Source organism: Paenarthrobacter aromaticivorans (assembly GCF_019038615.1).
In the GTDB taxonomy this organism is placed as follows: domain Bacteria; phylum Actinomycetota; class Actinomycetes; order Actinomycetales; family Micrococcaceae; genus Arthrobacter; species Arthrobacter aromaticivorans.
The window spans coordinates 25,527-48,133 of sequence record NZ_JAHOPC010000003.1 but is presented as its reverse complement, the minus strand read 5'-3'; the positions used below and the strand labels follow the sequence as shown (position 1 = coordinate 48,133).

Here is a 22,607-nt window from a genome sequence, read left to right as displayed (position 1 = left end):
AGAGGCGCTGTGAGCCGGATTATTGCAGGAGTTGCTGGTGGCAATCCGCTCACGAGCGTGCCCGGGACCGCAACGCGGCCTACTACGGACCGTGTTAAGGAAGCACTGTTTTCCCGGCTCGAGTCTTTGGCTGTGATCGACGATGCCCGGGTGCTGGATCTCTATGCCGGTTCCGGAGCCCTGGGTGTGGAGAGCGCGAGCCGGGGCGCCCGCAGCGTGGATCTGGTGGAATTCGATGCCAAGGCCAGCGATGCCTGCCAGCGCAACGCGGACTTGGTCAACCAAATCCTGGGTGGCAAGAAAGTCTCAGTCCATCGATCCAAGGTGGAGTCTTTTCTGGAGCGCGCCACAGCACGCGATGTGTGGGACCTGGTGTTCCTGGATCCGCCATACCCGCTGGACGAACCAGCGTTGAGTGCCGTGCTGGCCAAATTGTCGCCTCACTTGGATGAAGGGGCGGTTGTGGTGGTGGAGAGGTCGTCCAGGAGTGCCGAACCGGCCTGGCCTGAAGCGTTGGAATGTTTCGCTGACAAGAAGTACGGCGAGACCAAACTATGGTTCGCTGAACCCTCCTAGTCTGAAATTCTGTCCAGGTCCACGCCATGGAGGACTGTTGCCGGGTGTGGGCCCCGCGAGAGCAGCGCGCTGGTCCACGCTTCCGGCCATGGCGTTCGGGTGCCTACCAGGATGATGTTGCCGGGGTAGCGCCCCGCGAACATTCCCGTCTCGGCAAATGCGACTACGTCCGCCATGGCTTGCCGGAGGGCTGCTACCTGGCTTCGCACCAGCGTTAGTGCCGGTTCGTCGCCGACGTTGACGATCAGTACGCCGTCTGGCCCCAAGCGGGCAGCGGCCTCTTCGTAAAACTCCCTGCACGCGATGTGGGCGGGTGCTTCCGGCCCGGAGAAGATATCAAGGATGACGACGTCGAACCTCACGTTCGCGGGAAGTTCGGCCAGCGCCTCGCGTGCGTCGCCTATGTGCGTGTGCAGCCGCGTGCCCTCGGGCATGGGTAGCTTTTGCAGGACAAAGTCCAGTAATTCGCGTTCGAGTTCCACGGCATATTGGTCCGAACCTGGACGCGTGGCCTGGATGTAACGGGCCAATGTCAGGGCACCGGCGCCGAGATGAAGCACGGAGAGTGGCTCACCAGGCTCTGCGGCCAGATCCACAACATGGCCGATCCTGCGAAGATATTCGTAGAAGATCTCCGAGGGGTTGGCCACGTTCACGTGGGATTGTTCAGCGCCACCGATGCTGAGGATGTAACTGCCTTCAATGAGCGTATCGGCATCAACAGTGGCGTGCTGTCCTGAGGTTCGCAGGAAACGCGTGGCGTGATGGCGGCCGGAGTCGTTGCGGTTCAGAGCAGGTCCTTAAGCGTGGCCAGTCGTTCGGCCGCTTCTTCCAGGACACTGGTTTTTTTGCAGAAGGCGAAACGCAACAAGCTTCGGGTCCGCTGCGCTCCTTCAGGATGGCAAAAAACAGGAACCGGGATCGCAGCGACACCTACCAGGCCAGGCAAGCGGCGTGCCAGGTCCACGGAGTCTTTGATGCCCAGGGGTTCTGTGTCGACGTTGATGAAGTACGTACCGCGTGGCGTGAAGACGTTGAATCCTGCAGCGCGAAGGCCTTCGGAAAGGATGTCGCGTTTGCGTCGGAGCGTTTCGGCTATGCCGGCGTAGAAGGTGTCGGGAAGGGCGAGTCCCACGGCGATGGCGCTTTGGAACGGCGTGCCCGAGCTGTATGTAAGGAACTGTTTGACGGTGCGGACCGCGGCAACCAGGTCCTGGGGGCCGCTGAGCCAGCCGATCTTCCACCCGGTGAAGGAGAAGGTCTTTCCTGCAGACGAGATTGTGAGGGTCCGTTCCGCAGCCCCAGGCAAGGAAGCTACTGGAATATGCGTTACGCCGAAGGTCAGGTGCTCGTAGACTTCGTCGCTGACAATGATGGCGTCGTACTTCCTGGCTAGCTCAACCACCTTTTCCAGGACCTCTTGGGGGAAAACGGCGCCTGTGGGATTGTGTGGGTTGTTCAGGAGCACCACTTTGGTGCGGTTGCTGAATGCCTCTTCGAGTCTGGAGAGGTCCGGAAGGAAATCCGGAGCGGTCAGGGGAGCAGTGACATGTTGTGCTCCGGCCAATCCGATGAGGGCTCCATAGGAGTCATAGAACGGTTCGAAGGTCAGGACTTCGTCGCCGGGCTGGATGAAAGCCAAAAGTGACGCCGCTATGGCTTCCGTGGCGCCCGTAGTGATGACGACTTCTGTCTGCGGGTCTGGAGTGAGTCCATAGAACCGGAGTTGGTGTTCCGCGACAGCTTCGCGCAATTCCGTGATGCCCTTGCCAGGAGCGTATTGGTTGGCTCCTGCGGCGATGGCTGCCTGCGCTGCGGCTTTTATCTCCACGGGTCCGTCTTCGTCGGGGAAGCCCTGTCCGAGGTTGATTGCGCCGGAGGATATTGCCAAGGTGGTCATCTCCTCGAAGATGGTCACTCCGAGGTTTCCGTCAAGGGAGAGCAGGTTGGCGCCAGTAGCGGCCCGTTGCCATGGCGAGGAACCGTGGGCCGTTGTGTTGAGCGGTAAAGTGCTGCCTGCTGGTGACATGTCAGCCATGGTATCCCGGCGAAGCTATGGGGTAGGTTCGTCTCATGAGACGTGCGGTATGCCCTGGATCCTTTGACCCTATCCACAACGGACATCTCGAAGTCATCGCGCGGGCGGCTGGCCTGTTTGACGAAGTCATCGTGGCCGTGTCCACCAACTACGCCAAGAAGTACCGCTTTAGCCTCGAAGACCGGATGGAGATGGCCCGCGAGACTCTGGCGTCCTTGCGTGGCATCATCGTTGAGCCGATGGGGGAGGGGCTGTTGGCCGAGTACTGCCGGCATCGGGGTATTTCGGCAATTGTTAAAGGCCTTCGCTCGTCTTCGGACTTTGACTACGAATTGCCGATGGCCACCATGAACCGTCAGCTTACCGGCGTCGAAACCGTCTTCCTGCCGGCAGAAGCGCATTACGTCCACCTTTCTTCCACCTTGATCAAAGAGGTCAATGTCTTGGGCGGCGACATTTCCGATTTCGTACCGAAATCCGTGTTGAAGCGGCTCCTCGCTGGCGAGTCTGGAACGTAACCCTCCCGCAAGGGGGTAGTCTTTATAGGTACCTCGCAGCTTCTTGCGGTGGATCCCAGCTGAAACCGTGACGCTCTTCGCGCGCCCGGCACCGGTTTGAGTCCTCAGGCTTGATCAGGCTAAGATGGTACGTCGGTCATATGTTCTACAGGAGTTCTCATTAAGCGAGATGCAAGTTCGCCCTTGGCGCTGGTAGTCAAGGACCTTGGACGCAGTCCAGGGACCATGCGGACACTCAACGAACATGTACCTGCGCCAAGTGACCTTGGTGTGGCGCTCATTGGCGTGAAGGAAGGCTCGGATGTCGAGTTGGATCTTCGCCTTGAGGCCGTACACGAAGGAATTCTGGTATCAGGATCCGTAATCGTCGAAGTAACCGGCGAATGCGGTCGATGCCTGGATCCCCTTGCGTATGACCTTGAAGTCAATGTGCAAGAACTTTTCTTCTATGAAGGCGTCGAGCTTTCGGACGAAGAAGACGATGAAGAGCAACGTCGAGTCGAGCACGATCTGATCGATCTTGAGCCGGTGTTGCGGGACGCAGTTGTCACTATGCTGCCGTTCCAGCCGGTGTGCCGGGAAGACTGCCAGGGCCTTTGCTCCGAATGTGGAGTACGCCTGGAAGACGAGCCGGGGCACCACCACGAGGTCATTGACCCTCGCTGGGCTGCCCTAGCTGATCTGGCTAAGACTGACCGGCAAACTGATTAGTAAGTGTTGGACTAAGAGAGAAATGAGATAGCCGTGGCTGTTCCCAAGCGGAAAATGTCTCGCGCAAACACACGCGCCCGCCGTGCCCAGTGGAAGGCAACTGCCCCCAACTTGGTCAAGACCATCGAAAACGGTCAGGTTACTTACAGCCTGCCGCACCAGGCAAAGGTCGTCACTGACTCTGCCGGCACCGCGCTGTTCCTTGAATACAAGGGCCGCAAGGTAGCAGACGCCTAATCTGCCCAATAGGCTGACAAAGGATGTCTTCAACTGAAGAGCTTCTGAAGCGTCTCGGTGTCTCCATTGACACCGAGACGCTTCGTCTTGCTCTGACACATCGCTCATATGCGTATGAGAACGGCGGGATTCCCACCAATGAGCGTCTCGAGTTCCTCGGCGACTCCATTCTGGGGTTCTCTGTGACCGATTCGCTTTACCGCGAGAACCCAGCGCTGCCTGAAGGTGAGCTCGCAAAGCGGCGATCCGCCGTCGTGAGCACGCGCGCCCTCGCAGGAATTGGTCGCGAGCTTGGTGTGGGCGAGTTCATATACCTCGGACAGGGCGAGAAGCTCACCGACGGCAAGAACAAGGCCTCGATCCTCGCGGATACCATGGAAGCGCTCATTGGCGCCACCTACCTCTCCAACGACATCGAAACGGCACGCCAGCTGGTGATGCGCCTTGTGGGCCCGCTCCTGAAGGACGCCGGCGCCCTTGGAGCCGGCACCGATTGGAAGACGAGCATCCAGGAACTGACCGCCAGCCGCCAACTCGGAGCAATCCACTATGCCGTGGAAGGCTCGGGCCCGGATCATGCTCGTACATTCGAGGCTGTCCTGAACATTGGTGGGACTCCTTATGGTCGCGGCGCTGGCCATTCGAAGAAGGAAGCCGAGCAGGAAGCTGCCGCTGACGCTTGGCGCGCCCTGACTGCGCTGGACCAAGCTCCGGCCGGACCCGCTTCCGCCTGAAGCCGAGTCCACAGACCCAATGCCTGAACTTCCCGAAGTAGAAGTGGTTCGCCGTGGCCTGGCCCGCTGGGTCCGTGGCCGTACGATCACCGCGGTTGACGTCCTTGACGCCCGCTCCATCCGCAGGCATGGCCTCGGCACCGAGGACTTCATCGGGAATCTTGAGCACGCCACGGTAATGGACGTCGTCCGGCGCGGTAAGTTTCTTTGGATGCCGCTCGCCATGGACACCCTGGGTTCCGTTGACAGCACGCTGCCCAAGGTAGCGCTCATGGCTCATCTGGGGATGAGCGGACAATTGCTCATGCAGGACCCCCATGTCCCTGACGAGAAGCATCTCAAAGTCAGAATCTGCCTCAGCCCGGTGGACGGCATGCCGGAGCAACTGCGATTCGTGGACCAGCGCATTTTCGGTGGCCTGTTCGTGACGTCCCTGGTGCCAACTTCCGACGGCGGCCCTGGAGGTTTGGGAGAGACGCCCCTGCCCGAAATCGCCGAGGAAGCCTCCCACATTGCCAGGGACCCGCTGGACCCTTGCTTTTCCTTTGACACCTTCTATCGCAAAGTAAAGAGCCGAAAAACAGGCCTGAAGCGGGCATTGCTGGACCAGTCGGTGATTTCCGGGATCGGCAACATCTATGCTGACGAGGCCCTGTGGCGCGCCCGCCTCCATTACGCAAGACCTACCGACACGTTGCGGCGCCGTGATGCCGCCCGGCTTGTGCAGGCCGCACAAGAGGTCATGAATGCGGCGTTGGCTGCCGGAGGCACGAGCTTTGACTCCTTATATGTCAACGTCAACGGCGATTCGGGATACTTCGCCCGCTCTCTCAACGCCTACGGACGCGCAGGCGAGTTGTGCAGCCGTTGCGAGGCAGCAGGCTTGCAGAGCATCATCAAACGTGAGCAATTCATGAACCGCTCGTCCTACACGTGTCCGGTTTGCCAGCCACGGCCGCGAAATGGGCGTTGGTAGGGCCAAAACTGTTCCGGAATCCGGATCGCAATGGCAGACTGTCCCCATGAAAAGCTTGGCGGTTCGGATCGCCATCGCACTGGTTTTCAACGCCATCACGTTGTGGGTGGCGTCAGTTCTTCCCGGGGTCCGTTTGGGAGCCGGGTTTCTTTGGGCCGTCGTGGTGTTCACGGCGGCCACGCTTTTAGTCAAGCCCTTGATCCTGGCCATGTTCCACCGCCGCCACGCGCAGCGGGCAGACGGGCGTAAGCGGGTCCTCAGCAAGGCAGTGACGATGGCTGCGGGACTCCTGGCCACCCTGGCAATTCTTGTGGTAACAAGCATCTTTTCGAACGGTTTCACCATCAACGGCATCTTGGGCTGGATCGCCGCGACCGTGGTGATTTGGCTGGCATCGTTCATTTACGATTTCGTCGACGACGGGCTTGAGGCGAAGGCCAACGAGCTCCTCGGCGGCGCGGCAAGTACGGGCAAGCCATGATGGCGCGGCGCTTGGTGATCGCGGGCATCTGCCTCGCCGTCCTCATCGCCGCGGTAGCCCTCGTGCTGGACCAGATGGCTTCGAAACCCGGACCGGCAACGGCCCAGAGCTCCGTATCGTCGGGTCCTGGCGGGGATCCGTCGAACGGCAACGCTTCCGGCAGCGCCAGTGCGCCTCCCTCCGGCAGTCCGACGTCGGGCGGTCCGACGTCAGGCAGTTCGGCAAGCAGTCCAGCGGACGGTTCAGGCGACGGTGGAACAACAGCAAAGCCGCTGGAGGTCCTGCCTCCTGTGACAGCCACACCCACCGGGCTCCCGGTGCCGTCTGCACCGGCCCCACTCATCACTGGTCCATTGCCGAAATCCGCCACAGCGAAGGGCTCACTGGTAGAGGGCTGGCCCAGCAGCGTTGTGACCATGCCGGCCGGGACTACCGTGGGCTCCACCAGTATTTCCACTTCGGGCAACGTCCTGCAGCTGACGGCGGACGGAGTCGTGGGCACGTCTCAGGAGGAGGTTCTGGGAGCCTTCCGCCAGTCGTTGGTCGGGCAAGGCTTCTGGTCCGAGGATGCGCCCGCACCGGACGGAGCTGTGGCCGCGAGGTTCGTGCGCGGTACGGACACGGTGACGGTGTCAGTTTCGGTGACTGGAACCGGCGTTTCACGCTTCCAGCTTTTGGGCAGCCTGCACACGACGGCGGACTAGGGGCACCTATGTACATCTCACTTTCGGATCGCAGCGGTGGCAAACGGGAAAAACCCAGGGGAGCCACAACGGCACTATCCAGCGAGGTGCCGTTTCGTTTGTCTCCGGTCATCCTGTGGCTAGGCCTTGTCAGCATGGTGACGGATGTGTCCTCAGAGTCTGTGACGGCAATCCTCCCGCTGTATGTGACAGGATTCCTGGGCCTTTCGACCATCGCCTTCGGATTCATCGACGGCATCAACCAGGGCGCGAGCGCACTTGTCAGGATCGCCGCGGGCTGGGCTGCGGACCGCAGCGGACACCCAAAACGCATCGCATTGGCTGGTTACGGGTTGTCCATGCTCGCCAGGATAGGATTCCTTTTCGCAGGAGGGTTCTGGGCGGTAGCCGCGATTGTGACCGGGGACAGGATCGGCAAAGGCATTCGCACGGCGCCACGCGACGCGCTGATCACTGTTTCAGCGCAACCGGAACACCTGGCCCGTTCCTTTGGCGTACACAGGATGCTGGACAACATCGGGGCGGCTGCGGGGCCGATGATTGCCTTCCTAGTGCTGCTCATGATCCCCAATGGCTTCAGCACCGTTTTTGTGGTGTCCCTGGCCTTTGCGGTTATCGGCGTTGCAGTTCTGGGGCTGGTGGTGCCGGACCTGCGGGCGGATGGGCTCAAGGGGATCGAAGGCCTCAAGGGGATCGAAGGCGCAGGGCAAACAGCCGTCCTCCCGAAGCAGCGACGCCGGCTCTTCGCGTTCTCGTGGAGCCACCTGCGGGAGCCAGGCCTGGGAAGGTTACTGATCTCTGCGGGTCTCCTTGGCTTGCTGACCATTGGTGACGGTTTCATCTACCTCGTGTTGCAGGACCGGGACTCCTTCGCCGTGCAGTGGTTTCCGTTGCTTTTCGTCGGCACTAACATCGTGTTCCTGGCGTTTGCGATTCCGCTGGGGCGGCTGGCTGACAGGGTGGGCAGGGTGCCGGTCTTCGTGGGCGGCCACATCGCGCTGCTTGCCTGCTACTTGCTGGCGGCGGCCCCGTTCGGTGGCTTATGGAGCACCCTGGGTTGCCTGATCCTTCTTGGCGGGTTCTACGCAGCCACTGACGGTGTGCTGGCGGCACTGGCCAGCCAGTTGACTCCACCAGGGAAGCTTGCCACAGGTATCGCCTCTGCACAGACTGTGGTTGCGTTGAGCCGGATGACGGCCTCGGCCGGCTTTGGCGTTCTCTGGTACGCAGTAGGAGCCTCCACAGCCATGGTTGCAGCCGGAGCGTTGTTGGCATGCGCCGTGGTTGTGGTCGTCTTCATTCTGCCTGGAGCCAAGCCAAAGCCGGTCAACGCATGATGAGCACCCTCACGGGAGGGAAACTGCGTTGGGGCATTCTCCTGGCAGTCACATTGCTGGTGCTTGCGGCAGCGGGCATTTATGCGGTTGGCGCCTATCAGCGTTTCGAGGAGAGCCGTACGGCTGCGCCCTCTGTGGGTGTTACTGCGGGCCAGCCACTGCCTGGTGTCCCCTTCGTCCTGTTCCGGAACACGGCAGGCGGACAGGGGTACGGTAATGCGGCCACGGTGCCGCTCTCGAACCCTGGCGGCACGCGTGCTGTCAGCGAACAGGCCTGTGACAGGGTCTACGGAACTGCCGTTACAGTGGTTTGCCTCAGGACGAACCGGGGGATTGTGACTGCCTTCGAAGCGGCCGTCCTTAATAGAGACTGGCAGCAGCAGCGGGCATGGCCCCTGCCGGGAATACCGAGCCGGACACGAACCAGTCCAGACGGATCCATGATTGCAACAACTGTGTTCGTTACCGGCCACTCGTATGCCACAGCAGGGTTCTCCACCGCGACTGAAATCAACTTCACGGCGGCTGGTTCAGGTGGTTCGGGGAATCTGGAGGACTTCGCCCTGATAGTCAACGGCGAGCGCTTGCAGGCCACGGACAGAAACATCTGGGGGGTCACCTTTGCGCCTGGGCAAAGCGACGTCTTCTACGCGACTGCGGCTTCCGCCGGGCGGATCTGGCTTGTTCGTGGCAGTTTGTCGGCCAAGACCCTGACTGCGGTCCACGATAACGTCGAGTGCCCTTCCATCTCTCCTGACGGCACGCGAATCGCCTACAAGAAGAACGACGGCGGGACGTTGACTGCGCATTGGAATGTCGCTGTCCTTGACCTCGCTACCGGACAGGAAACCGTCCTGCCCGAGAAGCGAAGCGTGGATGACCAGATTGAATGGTTGGACAATCAAAACGTCCTTTACGGATTGGCCGACGAAAATACCCCAGGTGACAGCAATATCTGGAAGCTGGCAACGGATACCGCGTCACAGCCAAGCCTGTTTATCCCCCATGCGTGGTCGCCGAGCGTAGTCCGCTGAAGACATGGTGCGTTGAAGACTTGGTCCGGTGAATAAGCCTGGCCGGTGAGTACGCGTTGCGTTGAAGCTTGTTTGCTGACGTTAAATGCCGACGTCCGGCCCTGGAGTTCAGGGGGCCGGACGCCAGCAGTTCGGAGGCGGACCTAGCCGCCGGATTGGATGGAGTAGACCACGTCTACAAAGTAGTTCGTGGCATTCCAGGAATTGTTTGGCATTGTCCCAGAGGCACCGTACCGATACACGCCATTATCGGGACCGGAAGCCGTGAAGACGCCACTGGTCCACGTTTGGTTGAAGAAGCCGGTGGTGTAGGAGTACCTGCCATTGGGTGCCCGGTAGGAGACTACATACCTCTGACCTGTAGCCAGTGCCACTGGTGTGGACAGTGTGGCTGTTTGCCATCCGGTTGCTGTCTCGTTGACGAAGGTCACTTGTGCCAGGCGGGTGCCGGCCGCGTTCCACAGCGACCCAACATGGGTACCGGTGTTCCCGGTGCCTTTATAGAAACGAATGCCTGTCACGTTGCCTGCCTGGGAGACGCTGAATGCGGTCCCCAGTTCCACCGCTTTCGTTTCCGAAGCGGAGGCCACTTGCGGTAGGAGCGACCCAAAGATGGTGGACTGTTGCACGGTGGGGCTGGCTGTAGTGAACTGCCAGCTGGTTGGCGGCAGGGTTTGCCCCTGTTGCGAAACCACGTTCGTCACGCTGACGGATACTGACGCGCTGCTGGGCAGGGCCGTTGTCGGGGTAAACGTCACGGTCTTGCTGTCTGCTGACAACGCGGTGGTTCCCGCTACAGACGCGCCATTGGCAGTCAACGTCATCGATGCCCCGGATCGAATAGCAGCGGAGAGCGTTATTGAGGGTTTGACGTCGGCAGGGATGCCCGTAGCGCCCGGTGCCGGCACCTGGGCCGTGACCGTCAGTGGAGGTTCCGGCACCGTGAGCACCAGGTCCACCAGATAACTTGCCGTGGAGGGCACGTTCGGGAAATCGCTGCTGTAAGAGTACGCGCCTGCGTCTGACGCGGTTCGCAGGGGTCCGCTGGTGAGACCCTCACCGAAGCCGTTGGCGGTGTAGGAGTACTTGCCGGTCGGAGACTTGTACGCAACAACGTATTCAGTGTCAGCGGCAATATTAACTGGTTGGCTGAAGGTTGCTGTCTGCCAACCCATACTGGACTCGTTGGTAAACGTGACCGATGCAAGGAGCTGCCCGGCACCAGAGTACAGCGAACCCGTATGCGTTCCGGTGTTTCCAGCGGACTTGTAGAAGCGGATGCCCGTCACCTGGCCTGCAGTGTCGCTGGAGAAGCGGACGCCCAGCGTCAGCGGTGTACCATCATCAACCTCGGCAGTCGTCGGTGTGACGCTGTCCTGGTACAGGGTGCAGGGGCACGAGCCCGGAACACGAGGGGCTGGAACTGTGGTGAAGGTCCAAGTGCCTCCAGTCAACTGCTGCCCGGAGGCAGCCGATGTTGCAGCCAGAGTGGCCGTGAATGACGTACCCGCGGCGAGAGGCGAGGCGGGGGTGAACGTCACCTGGCGCGTTGTTTGGTCATAGCTCGTTGTTCCGGCTACGGCGGCGCCACTGGCTGTTTTCACTCCAAGCGTGACGCTTGACGGTGTGGCTGCTTCGGACAGTACGGCGCTGACCTTGGTGTCCAGCGGGACACTGGATGCGCCGGGCAAAGGCGACTGTGCGCTTGCCGTGAAGGCGGGCGGTGGAATCATGGCGACCACGTCAACCAGGTAGCTGGCGGTTGAACTGGAAGCGGGGAAGCCTCCGCTGTACGTGTAAGCACCAGCATCCGAGTCTGTCCGCAAGGGCCCAACACTCATGCCTGAACCGAAGCCATTTGTGGTGGCCGAGTATGTGCCGGTCAGCGATGTGTAGGAGACGATGTATTGCGTGTTGGCAGCGATCTGGACAGGCTGGCCGAAGATCGCTGTTTGCCATCCGGAAGCACTCTCATTGGCGAAGGTTACTGTCGCCAATTGTTGTCCGGCCGCGGTGTACAGGGCCCCATTGTGGGTGCCGGTGTTGCCGGCCGACTTATAGAACCTGACGCCGGTGACTTCGCCGGCCCTGACGCTGTAGAAACGCACGCCAAGCGTTAGTGGAACTCCGTCCCGGATCTCGGCGATTCCAGGGGTAACGCTGTCATCGAAGAGACTGCACGGGCAATCCCCGGCGACCGGCAGGGTTGCCGCCGTCGTGAAGGACCAGGTTCCGCCCGCAGTTACCGATCCGCCGATCGAATCGGTGCCGGCGAGGGTCGCCGTGTACGTCGTGCTGAAAGCCAAGGCAGATGATGGCGTGAACGTCGCCCTACGCGTAGCGGAGTCGTACGCGGTGGTGCCCGCCACGGTCCCGGAGGCGGACTTCAACGTCAGCTGGACGCTGGATGCAGTGACTGGTTTGGAGAACACGGCACTGACCTTGGTATTGACGGAAACGCTGGAAGAGGACGGGTAAGGATTTTGTCCGGAAACCGTCATCGGCGTGGTGTCAACCGTGCTGAAAAGAGCGTCAACGAAGTAGTGGCCGCCGTTGTGGCTGGCGATCGGGAATCCCGATCCGCTGTAGACGCCCGCAGGCTGGGCACCGAAGCCGCCGGCAACTGTTAACGGTGCTTCCGTTGAACCGCTGTAGGCCCACTGGTATTCCTTGCTGGCATAGTGGCCGTTCGGATCCCAGTAAGAAACTGTGTACGTTTGGCCTGCTGCCACAGGGACGGCTTGGCTGAAGAGGACTTGCTGCCAGCCGGAGGTTGTTTCGTTGGTGAAAGTGGCCGTGGCCAGGCGCTCGCCGGAGCTGCTCCAGAGTGAACCGATGTGCGTTCCTGTATTGGCCTGGCTCTTGAAGAACCTCACACCCGTGACGAAACCATCTACGGTTGGTGAGAACCGCAGTCCGAGTTCATAGGCCCCGGCGTCGCCGGCGTCCTGGATGGCGGGGACAGTCTGGCCAAAGACGCTGTAGGGGCCGGTGATTGTGAGGTTCCGGGTGGACGTGGCACCAATGTTGGCGCTGTCATCGATGGCCCGTACCTGGACAGTGGCCGATGAGAGGCCTTTCTGGATGTAGTTGTAGGTCCAGTTTTGCTTCCCTTGTGCCGGGTGCCACGTCGCGCCACCGTCGGTTGACACCTCGACGCCGGCCACAACGCCGCCGCCGGTGTCTGAAGCAGTACCGGATACGGTGACGCTTGTTCCGTGGGCGATGGTGGCAGCGTTGGCTGGTGCGGCAATGGTGACGGTTGGCCCGGTCAGGTCCGTGCTGGCCGTTGCGGCGGCTATGCCGGCTGCCCGTGTAGCGGGTTGAGCACCCATGTCTGCGAGCAGGTTGACTTGGGCCTGCCGCATCCGGGGATCGGCCGCTGCGCCGCCGCCATCATGTTCCTGGTCCAGGCCCCAGGTCCACTGGACGCTGCCGGCAGAGAACACCAAGGCACCACTGGGGGCACGGTACAGAGTCAGGTGGTGTGTTGTGCGGCCCGGTTTGACCGTGTTGCCGAAATCCTGCAGGTACTGATCAACGTCCCCAACTGTGGTGGACAGCTGGATCAGCCCTGCCGGCCTGAAACCATTGTCCAGGTCCTCGTTGGACTCATATCCGATGGTGTGGGGGGCCAAAGCAGCCGAGGAACCTGCAGGCAGCGAAGTCAGGGAAGTATTTCGCCACAGCCTCGTCTTCCCTTCCTCTGCGGATACGGTTACGGGGAGATCGGTGTAGTTGGACATATAGAGAGTCCCGGTAAGCCCGTTTTCCGGTAAGCCTGCGCCAGCACTTTGCGAAGCAAACCGTGGGTCACGCCACGTACCAGTCCATTGGGTGCTTGGGTCGCTCTTGGTGTTGGCCCACGTCTCCTTGTAGCAGGTCAAAGTGCGGCCAGCGCCCCCGTCAACCGTCGAGGCCTCGAAACGCGTGCGCCAGTACATCTCATTGCCGGAGAGGAACTGCAGGTTTACCCCCGCGTCCCTGGCCGCGGTGACGGCGGCGCGTTGGGGGCCGGACCAGTATTCATCGTGGCCCACTGACAGGAAGACCTTGTGGTTAAGCAACTGGGCGCCGCTGCGGTCGGTATCCAGACCACTTATGTAGCTGACGTCGTACCCGTTCTGCTCCAGGAAGCGGACCATCGGATACTCATTGGCGAAGTAGAAGTCCCGCCCGCCGATCCCGCCACGGGTATCCATGGGACGGTTGTAACTGAGTTTGTAGGCCCGGCCGTTGGCCGCGCCCTGGTAGAAGTTGGAACCGCCATAACCGTTGTACGCCTGCCACGTGGTATCGGAGGTCTGGAAGACGACGTCGGAATGGTTGCCATCGTTTCGCACAATGAACGTGATGTGGCTCTGGTCTCCGTTGTCAGGCCGTGTGAGAAGAGCTATGTAAATGCCCGAGACGGCTGTCGACGGAACCTGCCAGGTAGCTGAAACGGCCCAGTTGCCGCAGTCATAGAGTTCGGTGGTCAGATCGCTGATGCATTGGGGTTGGTTCTGTCGCAGTACCGAGGGTGTCACATCGGCAATCTTCCGGGCGCCGTTACCCCCGTACCAGCCTGTGCGGTAGATGGCGATCGTGTAGTTGGCGGCGTTCGTATCGATCTTAAACTTGATCGGCTGCCCGGCGTTGACACTGATCTCCGTGGAAAATCCCTGTATCCCGGCATCCCCGGCGCCGGCTATGTCCCACTCTGAAGGTGGACTTCCGGCTTTGGAGTTTTCACACACCACGGGGTTCATACCGGGGTCGCAAGGTCCCGCTGCGACGGCCGCCGGGGCAGTAAGAGGCAGCAAAGCTGCAACCATGGCAATCACCAAAGGCAAGAGGAAGCCTTTGAGGACTTGCTGTGGTCGGGTAGCTGAAGGACCGGTCATCAGAACTCCTGGAGTGGTACGCCAATTGCGAATATGGGTCCGCGTTTAGCGCACGGTCCCTGCTTGCCGCTCCCCAGCCAGGGTCAAACCAAGATCTTCAGTTATGGAATATGGGTCCTGCACTTGGATGATCGTTTCCGAATATCTGGACCGTATCCAGCCTTTACCCGAGGGACCTTCAGGTCAAAGCCGGATCACCGGAGCGAATCCGCCAAGTAACCCTTGGCAGGAGTGTAGGGGCGCGGCATCCTTGCCGCAAGGCTTTCCCGTTACAGATCCATGGATTTCGGCCAAACGGCAGTAGATTTAGGGAGATACAGCCGCCCCCAAGGGCTGACAACAGGCCACCCAGGAGAACCGAACCGCCTTGCATTTGAAAAGTCTGACTGTCCGCGGATTCAAGTCGTTTGCGTCGGCCACGACGTTCGACTTCGAGCCCGGCGTCACCGCCGTCGTCGGTCCGAACGGCTCGGGTAAGTCCAACGTCGTGGATGCCTTGGCATGGGTGATGGGGGAGCAAGGTGCCAAGACGCTGCGCGGTGGAAAGATGGAAGATGTCATTTTTGCCGGCACGTCCGGCAGGCCTCCTTTGGGGCGGGCGCACGTTTCCCTGACCATCGACAACGCGGACAACGCGCTTCCCATTGAGTACAGCGAAGTCACCATTTCCCGGACCCTTTTCCGGACGGGAGGATCCGAATACGCCATCAACGGTGCGCCGTGCCGGCTTTTGGACATCCAGGAGCTTTTGTCCGATTCAGGACTGGGACGCGAGATGCACGTGATAGTGGGCCAAGGCCAACTGGACCGCGTGCTACACGCGACGCCCGAAGACCGCCGCGGTTTCATCGAGGAAGCAGCCGGGATCCTCAAGCACCGCCGCCGCAAGGAAAAAACCGTCCGCAAGCTCGAAGCCATGCAGGCCAACCTTGCTCGGCTTGGCGACCTCACCGCAGAGATCCGCCGCCAACTAACACCCCTGGGCAAGCAGGCAGAAATCGCACGGCGTGCACAGACAGTCCAGTTCGATGTCAGGGATGCCCGCGCCCGCCTCCTCGCCGACGACCTTGTTGCACTGACATCGAGCCTGGAACAGGACGTCGCAGACGAAGCCGCCCTCAAGGAACGCCGCCAGGTGGTCGAGTCTGAACTGGGCCACGGTCGGCGACGCCAGGCCGCATTGGAACAGCAAGCAGCGGAAGCGACCCCCCGGCTGAACGCAGCACGGGACAACTGGTACCAGCTGTCTGCAGGCCGTGAGCGGCTCCGCTCGCTGGGCTCCCTCGCAGCAGAGCGTCGCCGGCTGTTGGGCTCCTCAGAAGCTGTGCCGGACTCGGGCCGGGACCCCGAACAACTGGAGCGCCAGGCGGCGAAGGCCCGCGGCGAACAGGCCGCCTTGGAACATGACATCCTGGCCAAGCAGGCCGTCCTCCTGGAAGCAACAGTGGCTAAGGATTCTGCGGAGGCGCTCGCAGCCGCCGAGGACAAACGGCTGACGGCCATGCTAAGGGCAGCGGCAGACCGTCGTGAAGGACTCGCCAGGCTCGCGGGCCAGGTCGCGGCGGCACGCTCCAGGGCAGAAGCGGCGGAGGCCGAGCGTGGCCGCCTCCGCGAATCACTGGCCGCGGGCAACGAGCGACGCCGCCACGCCCAGAGCGAATTCGCAGCACTCGAATCGCAGGTTGCAGGGGTTGAAGATGGCGAAGAGAGTCTTGACGCCGAGTACGAGAATGCCACCGAGGCCCTGGACGCCGTGCTGGCGGAGATCGAAGAGCTGAAATCCGCAGAACGGGAAGCACTTCGCCAGCGGGATGCCCTGACCGCCCGCCGCGATGCACTTCTTTTGGGGCTGAATCGCAAGGACGGCTCGGAGCATCTGCTTTCCGGCGATGTCCAGGGCATTCTGGGGCCCCTTGCCGGGATGCTGGCTATTGAGCCCGGTTATGAGGCCGCGATAGCAGCGGCACTGGGCTCTGCATCGGACGCCCTCGTGGTCGGGGACTCCACTGTCGCCGTCGCCGCGATCCAACAGTTGAAAGAGGACGACGCCGGCAGGGCTGCGTTGCTCCTGGCCGACGTCGGCCGCGGGGCTGGTGATGCGGCGTTCCCCTTGGAGCTGCCGGCTGGCAGCAGATGGGCAGTGGACGTCCTTAAGGTCACGGAACCAGCCGCCCAGGGTGCCTTGGCCCTGCTGGCTGGGATCGCCGTCGTCGATGATACGGCAGGTGCGGCAGCGCTGATTGGTGGACACCCGGAAATCAAGGTGGTCACCCGTGCAGGCGACGTCTTCACTGCACTGACGGTCCAGGGCGGTTCAGCCACGGCGCCCTCCCTGCTGGAGATCCAGGCAGCAGTGGACGACGCCGTGGCCGGGCTCCACGAAGTTACGGCACGCTTGGAGCGGGGACGGTTTGCCCTGGCTGGCGCTGAAGCTCGTCGCGCCGAAGCCCAGGACCGGGCTGATGCGGCATTGGAAAGGCTGCATGAATCCGATGCCCGCCTTGCTGCCGTGGCAGAGCGCCTGGGGCACTTGAACTCACTTCTTCGCAGTGCGGTGGGTGAAAGCGAACGCCTGGAGGCTTCACTGGCGCGTGCGGAAGCGAATATCGCAGAAGCCCGGTTGGACCTTGAAGTTGCGGCTGAGCGGCTCGCCGCCGCCCAGGAAGCTCCGGATGAGGAACCATCCACGGACCAGCGGGATGAACTCTCGGCGCAGGCGCGGTTGGCCCGTTCCAACGAAATGGACGCTCGGTTGGCCCTTCGCACCGCCGAAGAACAAGTGGGGGCCATCGCTGGCCGGGCTGCCTCCCTGGAACGTGCAGCAGCCACAGAGCGGCGGGCCCGTGAAGAGGCCGCCCGCCGGGCGCAGAGGCGGCGCGCCCAAGCCCAACGTGCTGGTGCAGTGGTGTCGGCAGTTGAGCAGGTGCTTCGATTCATCGATATCTCAGTGGATCTCGCCGGCCATGAACGCGACCTTGCCGAGCAAGCGCGTGAGCAACTGGAGAAGGAACTGTCCGGCGTGCGTTCCGGAAACGATGACCTCGCCAAGGAACTCGCCGAACTTACCGACTCCGTGCACAAGGACGAGATGGCCAGGACCCAACAGCGTCTTCGAATCGAGGCGTTGGAGGCCCGTTCTATCGAGGAACTCGGGCTATCGGCCGAACAACTCGTTGCAGATTACGGCCCGGATCAACTTGTCCCTCAGCCAGCCGGCGCAACCACTGACAAGTGGGCGGAACTCCGTGCGCCTGTGGACGAAACGGGTGCACCGCTGGTGGAAGGAATTCCCTTTGACCGGGCGGAGCAGGAGAAACGGCTCAAAAAGGCTGAGCGGGAACTGGCGGCACTGGGAAAGGTCAACCCTCTGGCCCTGGAAGAGTTTGCCGCCCTTGAGGAGCGTCACCAGTTCCTCAGTTCGCAGCTGGAGGACCTCAAGTCCAGCCGGAAGGACTTGCTGGACATCATCAAGGAAGTGGATAACCGCGTCCAGCAGGTCTTCACCGAAGCCTTTGCCGATACTTCGGCCCAGTTTGACCGCGTCTTCGCGCGGCTCTTCCCAGGAGGCGAGGGCAGGCTGGTCCTGACGGATCCAAACGACATGTTGACCACTGGCATCGAGGTCGAAGCCCGGCCGGCAGGTAAGAAGATCAAGAGATTGTCCCTGCTCTCCGGCGGCGAACGTTCACTCACCGCTGTGGCACTGCTGGTGGCGATCTTCAAAGCCAGGCCGTCGCCGTTTTACGTCATGGACGAAGTGGAAGCGGCCTTGGACGACACCAACCTGGGCCGGCTCATCACGATCTTCGAAGAGCTCCGGGAGTCCAGCCAGTTGATCGTCATCACACACCAGAAGCGCACCATGGAAGTGGCCGATGCCCTTTACGGCGTCACGATGCGCGGCGACGGGGTGTCCACCGTCATCAGCCAACGGCTCGGTGCCGGGGCATAGCTTTATGAGAAGGTAGGGGAGTGAACGATTTCCTACCCATAATTCTTTCCATTGTCGCTGCGCTCGTCGTGGTCGGCGGGCTGGTGCCGGTACTGATGAAGGCCCGGAAGTCCGGCGCCAACTACCCTGGAACGCGGGATGCCAATGACCCCGCTCAGTCATCGGCCGCAGGCAGCGGAACCCTTGTGGAGGACCGACCGGATGCCGTAATCGCACCTCCTGCCCCAACTTTCGACGGAAGAGTCGAAGGTGCTGATGTTCCGGATGATGCCGCCGGGTTGGAGACCATCGCTGTAGAGACGCCGGCGCCTGTGGAAGGGCGCCTGACCCGCCTCCGCGCCCGTTTGGTGAAATCGAACAACATTCTGGGCAAGGGTCTGCTGGCTCTGCTGTCCGGGGACAAAATCGACGAGAACGTGTGGGACGAGGTTGAGGAGACGCTGCTCCTTGCCGATCTTGGCACCGAGCCCACCATGCAATTGGTCGATGCCCTCCGGGAACGCGTCAAGGTGCTGGGCACCCGCAGCCCCGAGCATGTCAAAGACATGCTCCGTGAAGAACTCATCAAGCTCGTGGATCCCACCATGGACCGTTCCCTCAACGTCGAGCGCAAAGCTGACCGACCCGCCGTCGTGCTTGTTGTTGGTGTCAACGGCGTGGGCAAGACCACAACCGTGGGCAAACTGGCGCGCGTGCTCGTGGCCGAGGACAAGGACGTGCTGCTCGGTGCTGCGGACACTTTCCGCGCAGCAGCTGCTGAGCAGTTGGCCACGTGGGGCCAACGTGTTGGCGTACCCACCGTCAAGTCCGACATCGACGGCGCCGACCCCGCCTCTGTTGCCTACGAAGCCGTCAAGGCCGGCATCGACCAGGAGGTCGACGTTGTGATGGTGGATACCGCTGGGCGCCTGCAGAACAAGACCGGCCTGATGGACGAACTCGGCAAGGTCAAGCGTGTCATCGAAAAACTGGCTGAAGTGGACGAGGTCCTACTGGTCCTTGACGCCACCACGGGCCAGAACGGCCTGAACCAAGCACGCGTCTTTGCCGAGGTGGTCAACATCACAGGTATTGTGCTCACCAAATTGGATGGCACAGCGAAGGGCGGCATTGTGGTGGCTATCCAGAAGTCGCTGGGTGTGCCCGTCAAGCTCATCGGTCTCGGCGAAGGTCCGGACGACCTCGCACCGTTCGAAGCCGAGGGCTTCGTGGACGCTCTGCTTAACTAGCGCAATCGCCCAACTGACTGGCAATAGTGGTTGTCTTCAACGCTCTACCAACCACTATTGCCAGTCACTTTTGCTTTTAAGCGGTTCCCGCGCCAACAGCCAGCCAGCGGCGGTGAGCAGCAGCACGCCGCCCGTGACGGCAAACGCAAGCCCGTAGCCGAAGCGATCGGCGAGGATGCCGGCTACAACGGGCCCGATGATGGCGCCAGTGTCTGCGGCCATCTGGAAAACCGCCAGTACTTTTCCGCCGGAGCGGCCCCGGCCAATGACATCAGCGACCGCGGCCTGTTGCGCGGGGCCCAACAGACCGGAGCCGAAACCTGCCACAGCGGAAGCGGCGAAGAATGCCGGAAGGTCCGTCGTCCACCCGATGACACCGGTGGTGAGGCCAGTGATGACAAGGCCCGGAATCAGCAGGGGCTTCCTACCCCAGGCGTCGGCGAGGCGTCCCGAGAACGTCAAAGCTGTGGCATTGCCTACGGCAAAGACGGCCAAGGCCCACGCCGCTGTCTCCGGCCGCGAGTGAAGTGCCGCGACGGCAAAGAGCGGGATGGTTGCCATGCGGACACCAAAAGTCACCCAGCCATTGCCGAAGCTGGAAAACACTGCAGCCCGGTAGGCGGAATCCGTCACCGCCTCCTTCAGCGACATGGGTGGGGCAGGGCTGGCATCCTGGGCTGAGGTGCCCTCGCCGCTGAGCATCGTGTGGACTACAAGCGCCGCAACGAGCAAGGCCGCCGCGTAGGCAAGGAACGGCACCCGAAGGCCAAAGCCTGCCAGCAGACCACCAACAACCGGGCCCAGGACACTGCCAATCAGAAAAGCCGACGCGTACGCGCCCGACACGCGGCCTCTTCGTTCAGGTGGCGCCAAACGGATGAGCAGTCCCATGGCGGCGACTGTAAACATTACGGACCCCGCTCCGCCGAGGCCCCGGAAAATCAGCAGCTGCCAATAATTCTGGGCGAAGGCGCAGGCGGCAGTGGAAACGGCAACGATCAGTAGGCCGGATACATACACGTTCCGCTCGCCGAAGCGACCGATGAGGGAGCCCCCTGCCGGCGCAAAGACCAGGCGCATAAAAGCGAAGATGCTGACAATGACGGCGGCAGCGGTGGCACCGACGTCGAAGGTAGTGGCAAATTGCGGGAGCACCGGCGCTACAAGACCGAAGCCCAGCGCAATCAGGAAGGCTGCGGCCAACATCACCTTGATGTCGCGGGGCAGTGGTTCCTTCTCCGGCCTGATCCTCGGCTCTTCAACGGATCGGGGCTGTTCAGTCATGCGGTGCGGGTCCTTCAAATTCTGGCTGTTTTCGGGGAAGTGTGACGCATGAAACATATCCGTAACAACGGGGATATGCACTATTTACGTTGGGGAGGTTGTTGTAACGAGCCCGCAATGTAAAACCTGCGCAGGCGAAACACGGTGGCACAAAAATCTTAAGCAGGACGCAAAACGGCGTCAGACCGCGGTTGAACCGCAGATCTAGCAAGAGAGGAACGTGCACCATGGAACTTACCGCAGGTCACGTATGGGTCATGGTGGCGGCGGCACTCGTGCTGTTCATGACTCCCGGTTTGGCATTCTTCTACGGCGGCATGACCCGCGCCAAGGCAGCACTGAACATGATGATGATGAGCTTCATCTCCATCGGCATCGTGGGTGTTGTCTGGGTGCTGTGGGGCTCGTCGATGAGCTCCGGCGAAGGCTTCATGGAGATCGTGGGCAATCCGTTTGCCACCTTCGGCCTTGAAGGCATCAGCACTCCCGATGGTTTGATCAAGGTCGGCTATGCGGCCACCTTCGCCATCATTACGGTTGCCCTTATCAGCGGTGCCATCGCAGACCGCGCCAAGTTTGGCGCCTGGAGCCTCTTCGTTCCAGTGTGGGTCACCCTCGTCTACGCGCCGCTGGCGTACATGGTTTGGGGTGGCGGCTTGTTCGGCGCTGAAGGAGCCATCGGCAAGGCCCTCGGCCCGGCCATTGACTTCGCAGGCGGCACCGTCGTGCACATCAACGCAGGTGTTGCAGCACTCGTCCTCGTTCTGATCATTGGTAACCGCCGCGGCTTCGGCAAGGACCCGAACCACCGCCCGCACAACATTCCGTTCGTCATGCTCGGTGCAGCCATCCTCTGGTTCGGTTGGTTCGGCTTCAACGGCGGTGCAGCAGCCACTGCTGAACAGGCTGGCCTCATCTGGATCAACACGCTGGCGGCCCCCGCCGCCGCCATGATCGCCTGGCTCGTCACCGAACGCATCCGCGATGGGCACCCCACTTCATTGGGTGCAGCTTCCGGTGTAGTTGCAGGCCTGGTTGCCATTACTCCCGCTTGCGCCAATGTCAGCCCGGTGGGTGCCCTTGGACTCGGTGTTGTAGCCGGTGTCGCTTCAGCCCTGGCAGTCGGCTTGAAGTTCCGCTGGGGCTTCGATGACTCCCTGGATGTTGTCGGCGTCCACCTCGTGTCGGGCATCATCGGCACCGTGGCATTGGGCTTCATCGCCACCCCAAGCGAAGGCGTCACTGCCGGTGGTCTCTTCTACGGTGGCGGTATGACCCAGATGTGGGCCCAGCTCGCAGCTGCCGGAGTCGCAATTGCCTTCTCGGCAGTCATGACAGCCATAATCGCCATTGCCATTCACAAGACCATGGGCTTCAGGGTCTCCACGGAGCAGGAGAACGTGGGTGTTGACCTCAGCCTCCACGCCGAAACGGCCTACGAGTTCGGTGTCAATGGCCACGGTGGCAGCTTCCAGCCGCTGCACGAGGCCATGACCGGAAAGTCTGAGTCCGCAGCAGCCAAGACGCCCGCAGAAGGCAAGGAGAGTGTCCAGGCATGAAGCTCATCACAGCGATTGTCCGCCCGGAAAAGCTTGAAGCAGTCCGGGAAGGCCTGGAAGCGTACGGCGTCCAAGGCTTGACGGTCAGCGCAGCAAGCGGCTACGGCCGGCAACGTGGCTACACCGAGGTGTACCGCGGAGCCGAATACAACGTGGACCTGTTGCCAAAGATTCGCATTGAGGTTCTTGCCACGGACGAGCAAGCAGACGACATCCTGGATGTCCTGATCGCAAGCTCGAACACCGGCCGGGCCGGAGACGGCAAGGTCTGGACCGTGGATGTTTACGAAGCAGTTCGAGTAAGGACCGGGGAGCGCGGCGCTGCCGCTATCTAAGTCCTAATAAATAAAG

The 22,607-nt window shown here is 61.5% G+C and carries 18 protein-coding genes; 14 read left to right on the top strand and 4 right to left on the bottom strand.

Translation table 11 applies throughout. The features are described from left to right. Nucleotides 1–9 precede the first annotated feature (9 nt). The gene (rsmD, locus tag KSW38_RS06895) at nucleotides 10–576 is read left to right on the top strand and encodes a 16S rRNA (guanine(966)-N(2))-methyltransferase RsmD (RefSeq protein ID WP_216923866.1); all 567 of its coding nucleotides are present in this window, start codon (nucleotides 10–12) and stop codon (nucleotides 574–576) included. Here rsmD and KSW38_RS06890 read toward each other — a convergent pair. Next, complete coding sequence (locus tag KSW38_RS06890; RefSeq protein WP_216924140.1) at nucleotides 573–1,367, bottom strand: spermidine synthase; 795 nt, start codon at nucleotides 1,365–1,367, stop codon at nucleotides 573–575. The genes rsmD and KSW38_RS06890 overlap by 4 nt on opposite strands. Beyond that, complete coding sequence (locus tag KSW38_RS06885) at nucleotides 1,364–2,614, bottom strand: aminotransferase class I/II-fold pyridoxal phosphate-dependent enzyme (protein WP_216923865.1); 1,251 nt, start codon at nucleotides 2,612–2,614, stop codon at nucleotides 1,364–1,366. The genes KSW38_RS06890 and KSW38_RS06885 overlap by 4 nt, the downstream gene beginning before the upstream one ends. A gap of 35 nt (nucleotides 2,615–2,649) precedes the next feature. On the opposite strand from KSW38_RS06885, the gene coaD reads away from it, so the two are divergent. From coaD to KSW38_RS06840, 9 genes are all read left to right on the top strand, one after another. Beyond that, nucleotides 2,650–3,132 carry a pantetheine-phosphate adenylyltransferase gene (gene coaD / locus KSW38_RS06880; RefSeq protein WP_216923864.1) on the top strand — a complete coding sequence of 161 codons (483 nt, stop codon included), beginning with the start codon at nucleotides 2,650–2,652 and terminating at the stop codon, nucleotides 3,130–3,132. Nucleotides 3,133–3,315: 183 nt separating this feature from the next. Next, complete coding sequence (locus tag KSW38_RS06875) at nucleotides 3,316–3,843, top strand: YceD family protein (protein ID WP_216923863.1); 528 nt, start codon at nucleotides 3,316–3,318, stop codon at nucleotides 3,841–3,843. 33 nt (nucleotides 3,844–3,876) lie between these two features. Further along, nucleotides 3,877–4,080, top strand: coding sequence for a 50S ribosomal protein L32 (gene rpmF, locus KSW38_RS06870; RefSeq protein ID WP_011775139.1), 204 nt, complete (start codon nucleotides 3,877–3,879; stop codon nucleotides 4,078–4,080). Nucleotides 4,081–4,103: 23 nt separating this feature from the next. Beyond that, the gene (gene rnc, locus KSW38_RS06865; RefSeq protein WP_216923862.1) at nucleotides 4,104–4,814 is read left to right on the top strand and encodes a ribonuclease III; all 711 of its coding nucleotides are present in this window, start codon (nucleotides 4,104–4,106) and stop codon (nucleotides 4,812–4,814) included. 19 nt (nucleotides 4,815–4,833) lie between these two features. Further along, nucleotides 4,834–5,790 carry a bifunctional DNA-formamidopyrimidine glycosylase/DNA-(apurinic or apyrimidinic site) lyase gene (mutM, locus tag KSW38_RS06860; RefSeq protein WP_216923861.1) on the top strand — a complete coding sequence of 319 codons (957 nt, stop codon included), beginning with the start codon at nucleotides 4,834–4,836 and terminating at the stop codon, nucleotides 5,788–5,790. A 46-nt stretch (nucleotides 5,791–5,836) separates the two neighbouring features. Further along, nucleotides 5,837–6,271: a hypothetical protein gene (locus tag KSW38_RS06855; RefSeq protein ID WP_216923860.1), complete on the top strand. Its 435-nt coding sequence runs from the start codon at nucleotides 5,837–5,839 to the stop codon at nucleotides 6,269–6,271. Continuing rightward, a complete protein-coding gene (locus KSW38_RS06850) occupies nucleotides 6,268–6,975 on the top strand; it encodes a hypothetical protein (RefSeq protein ID WP_216923859.1) in 708 nt (235 codons plus the stop codon). The genes KSW38_RS06855 and KSW38_RS06850 overlap by 4 nt, the downstream gene beginning before the upstream one ends. 8 nt (nucleotides 6,976–6,983) lie before the next feature. After that, nucleotides 6,984–8,312, top strand: a complete 1,329-nt coding sequence (locus tag KSW38_RS06845; RefSeq protein WP_254186189.1) for an MFS transporter — start codon at nucleotides 6,984–6,986, stop codon at nucleotides 8,310–8,312. Further along, on the top strand, nucleotides 8,309–9,346 hold the full coding sequence (locus KSW38_RS06840) for a TolB family protein (protein WP_216923858.1): 1,038 nt from the start codon (nucleotides 8,309–8,311) through the stop codon (nucleotides 9,344–9,346). Before KSW38_RS06845 ends, KSW38_RS06840 begins: the two co-directional genes overlap by 4 nt. A gap of 143 nt (nucleotides 9,347–9,489) precedes the next feature. Here the strand turns inward: KSW38_RS06840 and KSW38_RS06835 are convergent, their stop codons facing one another. Then, nucleotides 9,490–14,232: a DUF4082 domain-containing protein gene (locus KSW38_RS06835; RefSeq protein WP_216923857.1), complete on the bottom strand. Its 4,743-nt coding sequence runs from the start codon at nucleotides 14,230–14,232 to the stop codon at nucleotides 9,490–9,492. Nucleotides 14,233–14,599: 367 nt separating this feature from the next. Here KSW38_RS06835 and smc point away from each other — a divergent pair, with 367 nt between their 5' ends. Both smc and ftsY read left to right on the top strand, forming a co-directional pair. Further along, nucleotides 14,600–18,184, top strand: a complete 3,585-nt coding sequence (smc, locus tag KSW38_RS06830) for a chromosome segregation protein SMC (RefSeq protein ID WP_216923856.1) — start codon at nucleotides 14,600–14,602, stop codon at nucleotides 18,182–18,184. Between the two features lie 20 nt (nucleotides 18,185–18,204). After that, nucleotides 18,205–19,413 (top strand): signal recognition particle-docking protein FtsY, encoded by a 1,209-nt coding sequence (gene ftsY, locus KSW38_RS06825; protein WP_216923855.1) that lies wholly within the window; start codon nucleotides 18,205–18,207, stop codon nucleotides 19,411–19,413. A gap of 54 nt (nucleotides 19,414–19,467) precedes the next feature. Here the strand turns inward: ftsY and KSW38_RS06820 are convergent, their stop codons facing one another. Further along, nucleotides 19,468–20,697, bottom strand: a complete 1,230-nt coding sequence (locus KSW38_RS06820; RefSeq protein ID WP_216923854.1) for an MFS transporter — start codon at nucleotides 20,695–20,697, stop codon at nucleotides 19,468–19,470. Between the two features lie 227 nt (nucleotides 20,698–20,924). Here KSW38_RS06820 and KSW38_RS06815 point away from each other — a divergent pair, with 227 nt between their 5' ends. Both KSW38_RS06815 and KSW38_RS06810 read left to right on the top strand, forming a co-directional pair. Beyond that, nucleotides 20,925–22,256, top strand: coding sequence for an ammonium transporter (locus KSW38_RS06815; RefSeq protein ID WP_216923853.1), 1,332 nt, complete (start codon nucleotides 20,925–20,927; stop codon nucleotides 22,254–22,256). Continuing rightward, nucleotides 22,253–22,591 carry a P-II family nitrogen regulator gene (locus tag KSW38_RS06810; protein WP_017199639.1) on the top strand — a complete coding sequence of 113 codons (339 nt, stop codon included), beginning with the start codon at nucleotides 22,253–22,255 and terminating at the stop codon, nucleotides 22,589–22,591. The genes KSW38_RS06815 and KSW38_RS06810 overlap by 4 nt, the downstream gene beginning before the upstream one ends. The last annotated feature ends 16 nt before the right edge of the window (nucleotides 22,592–22,607 follow it).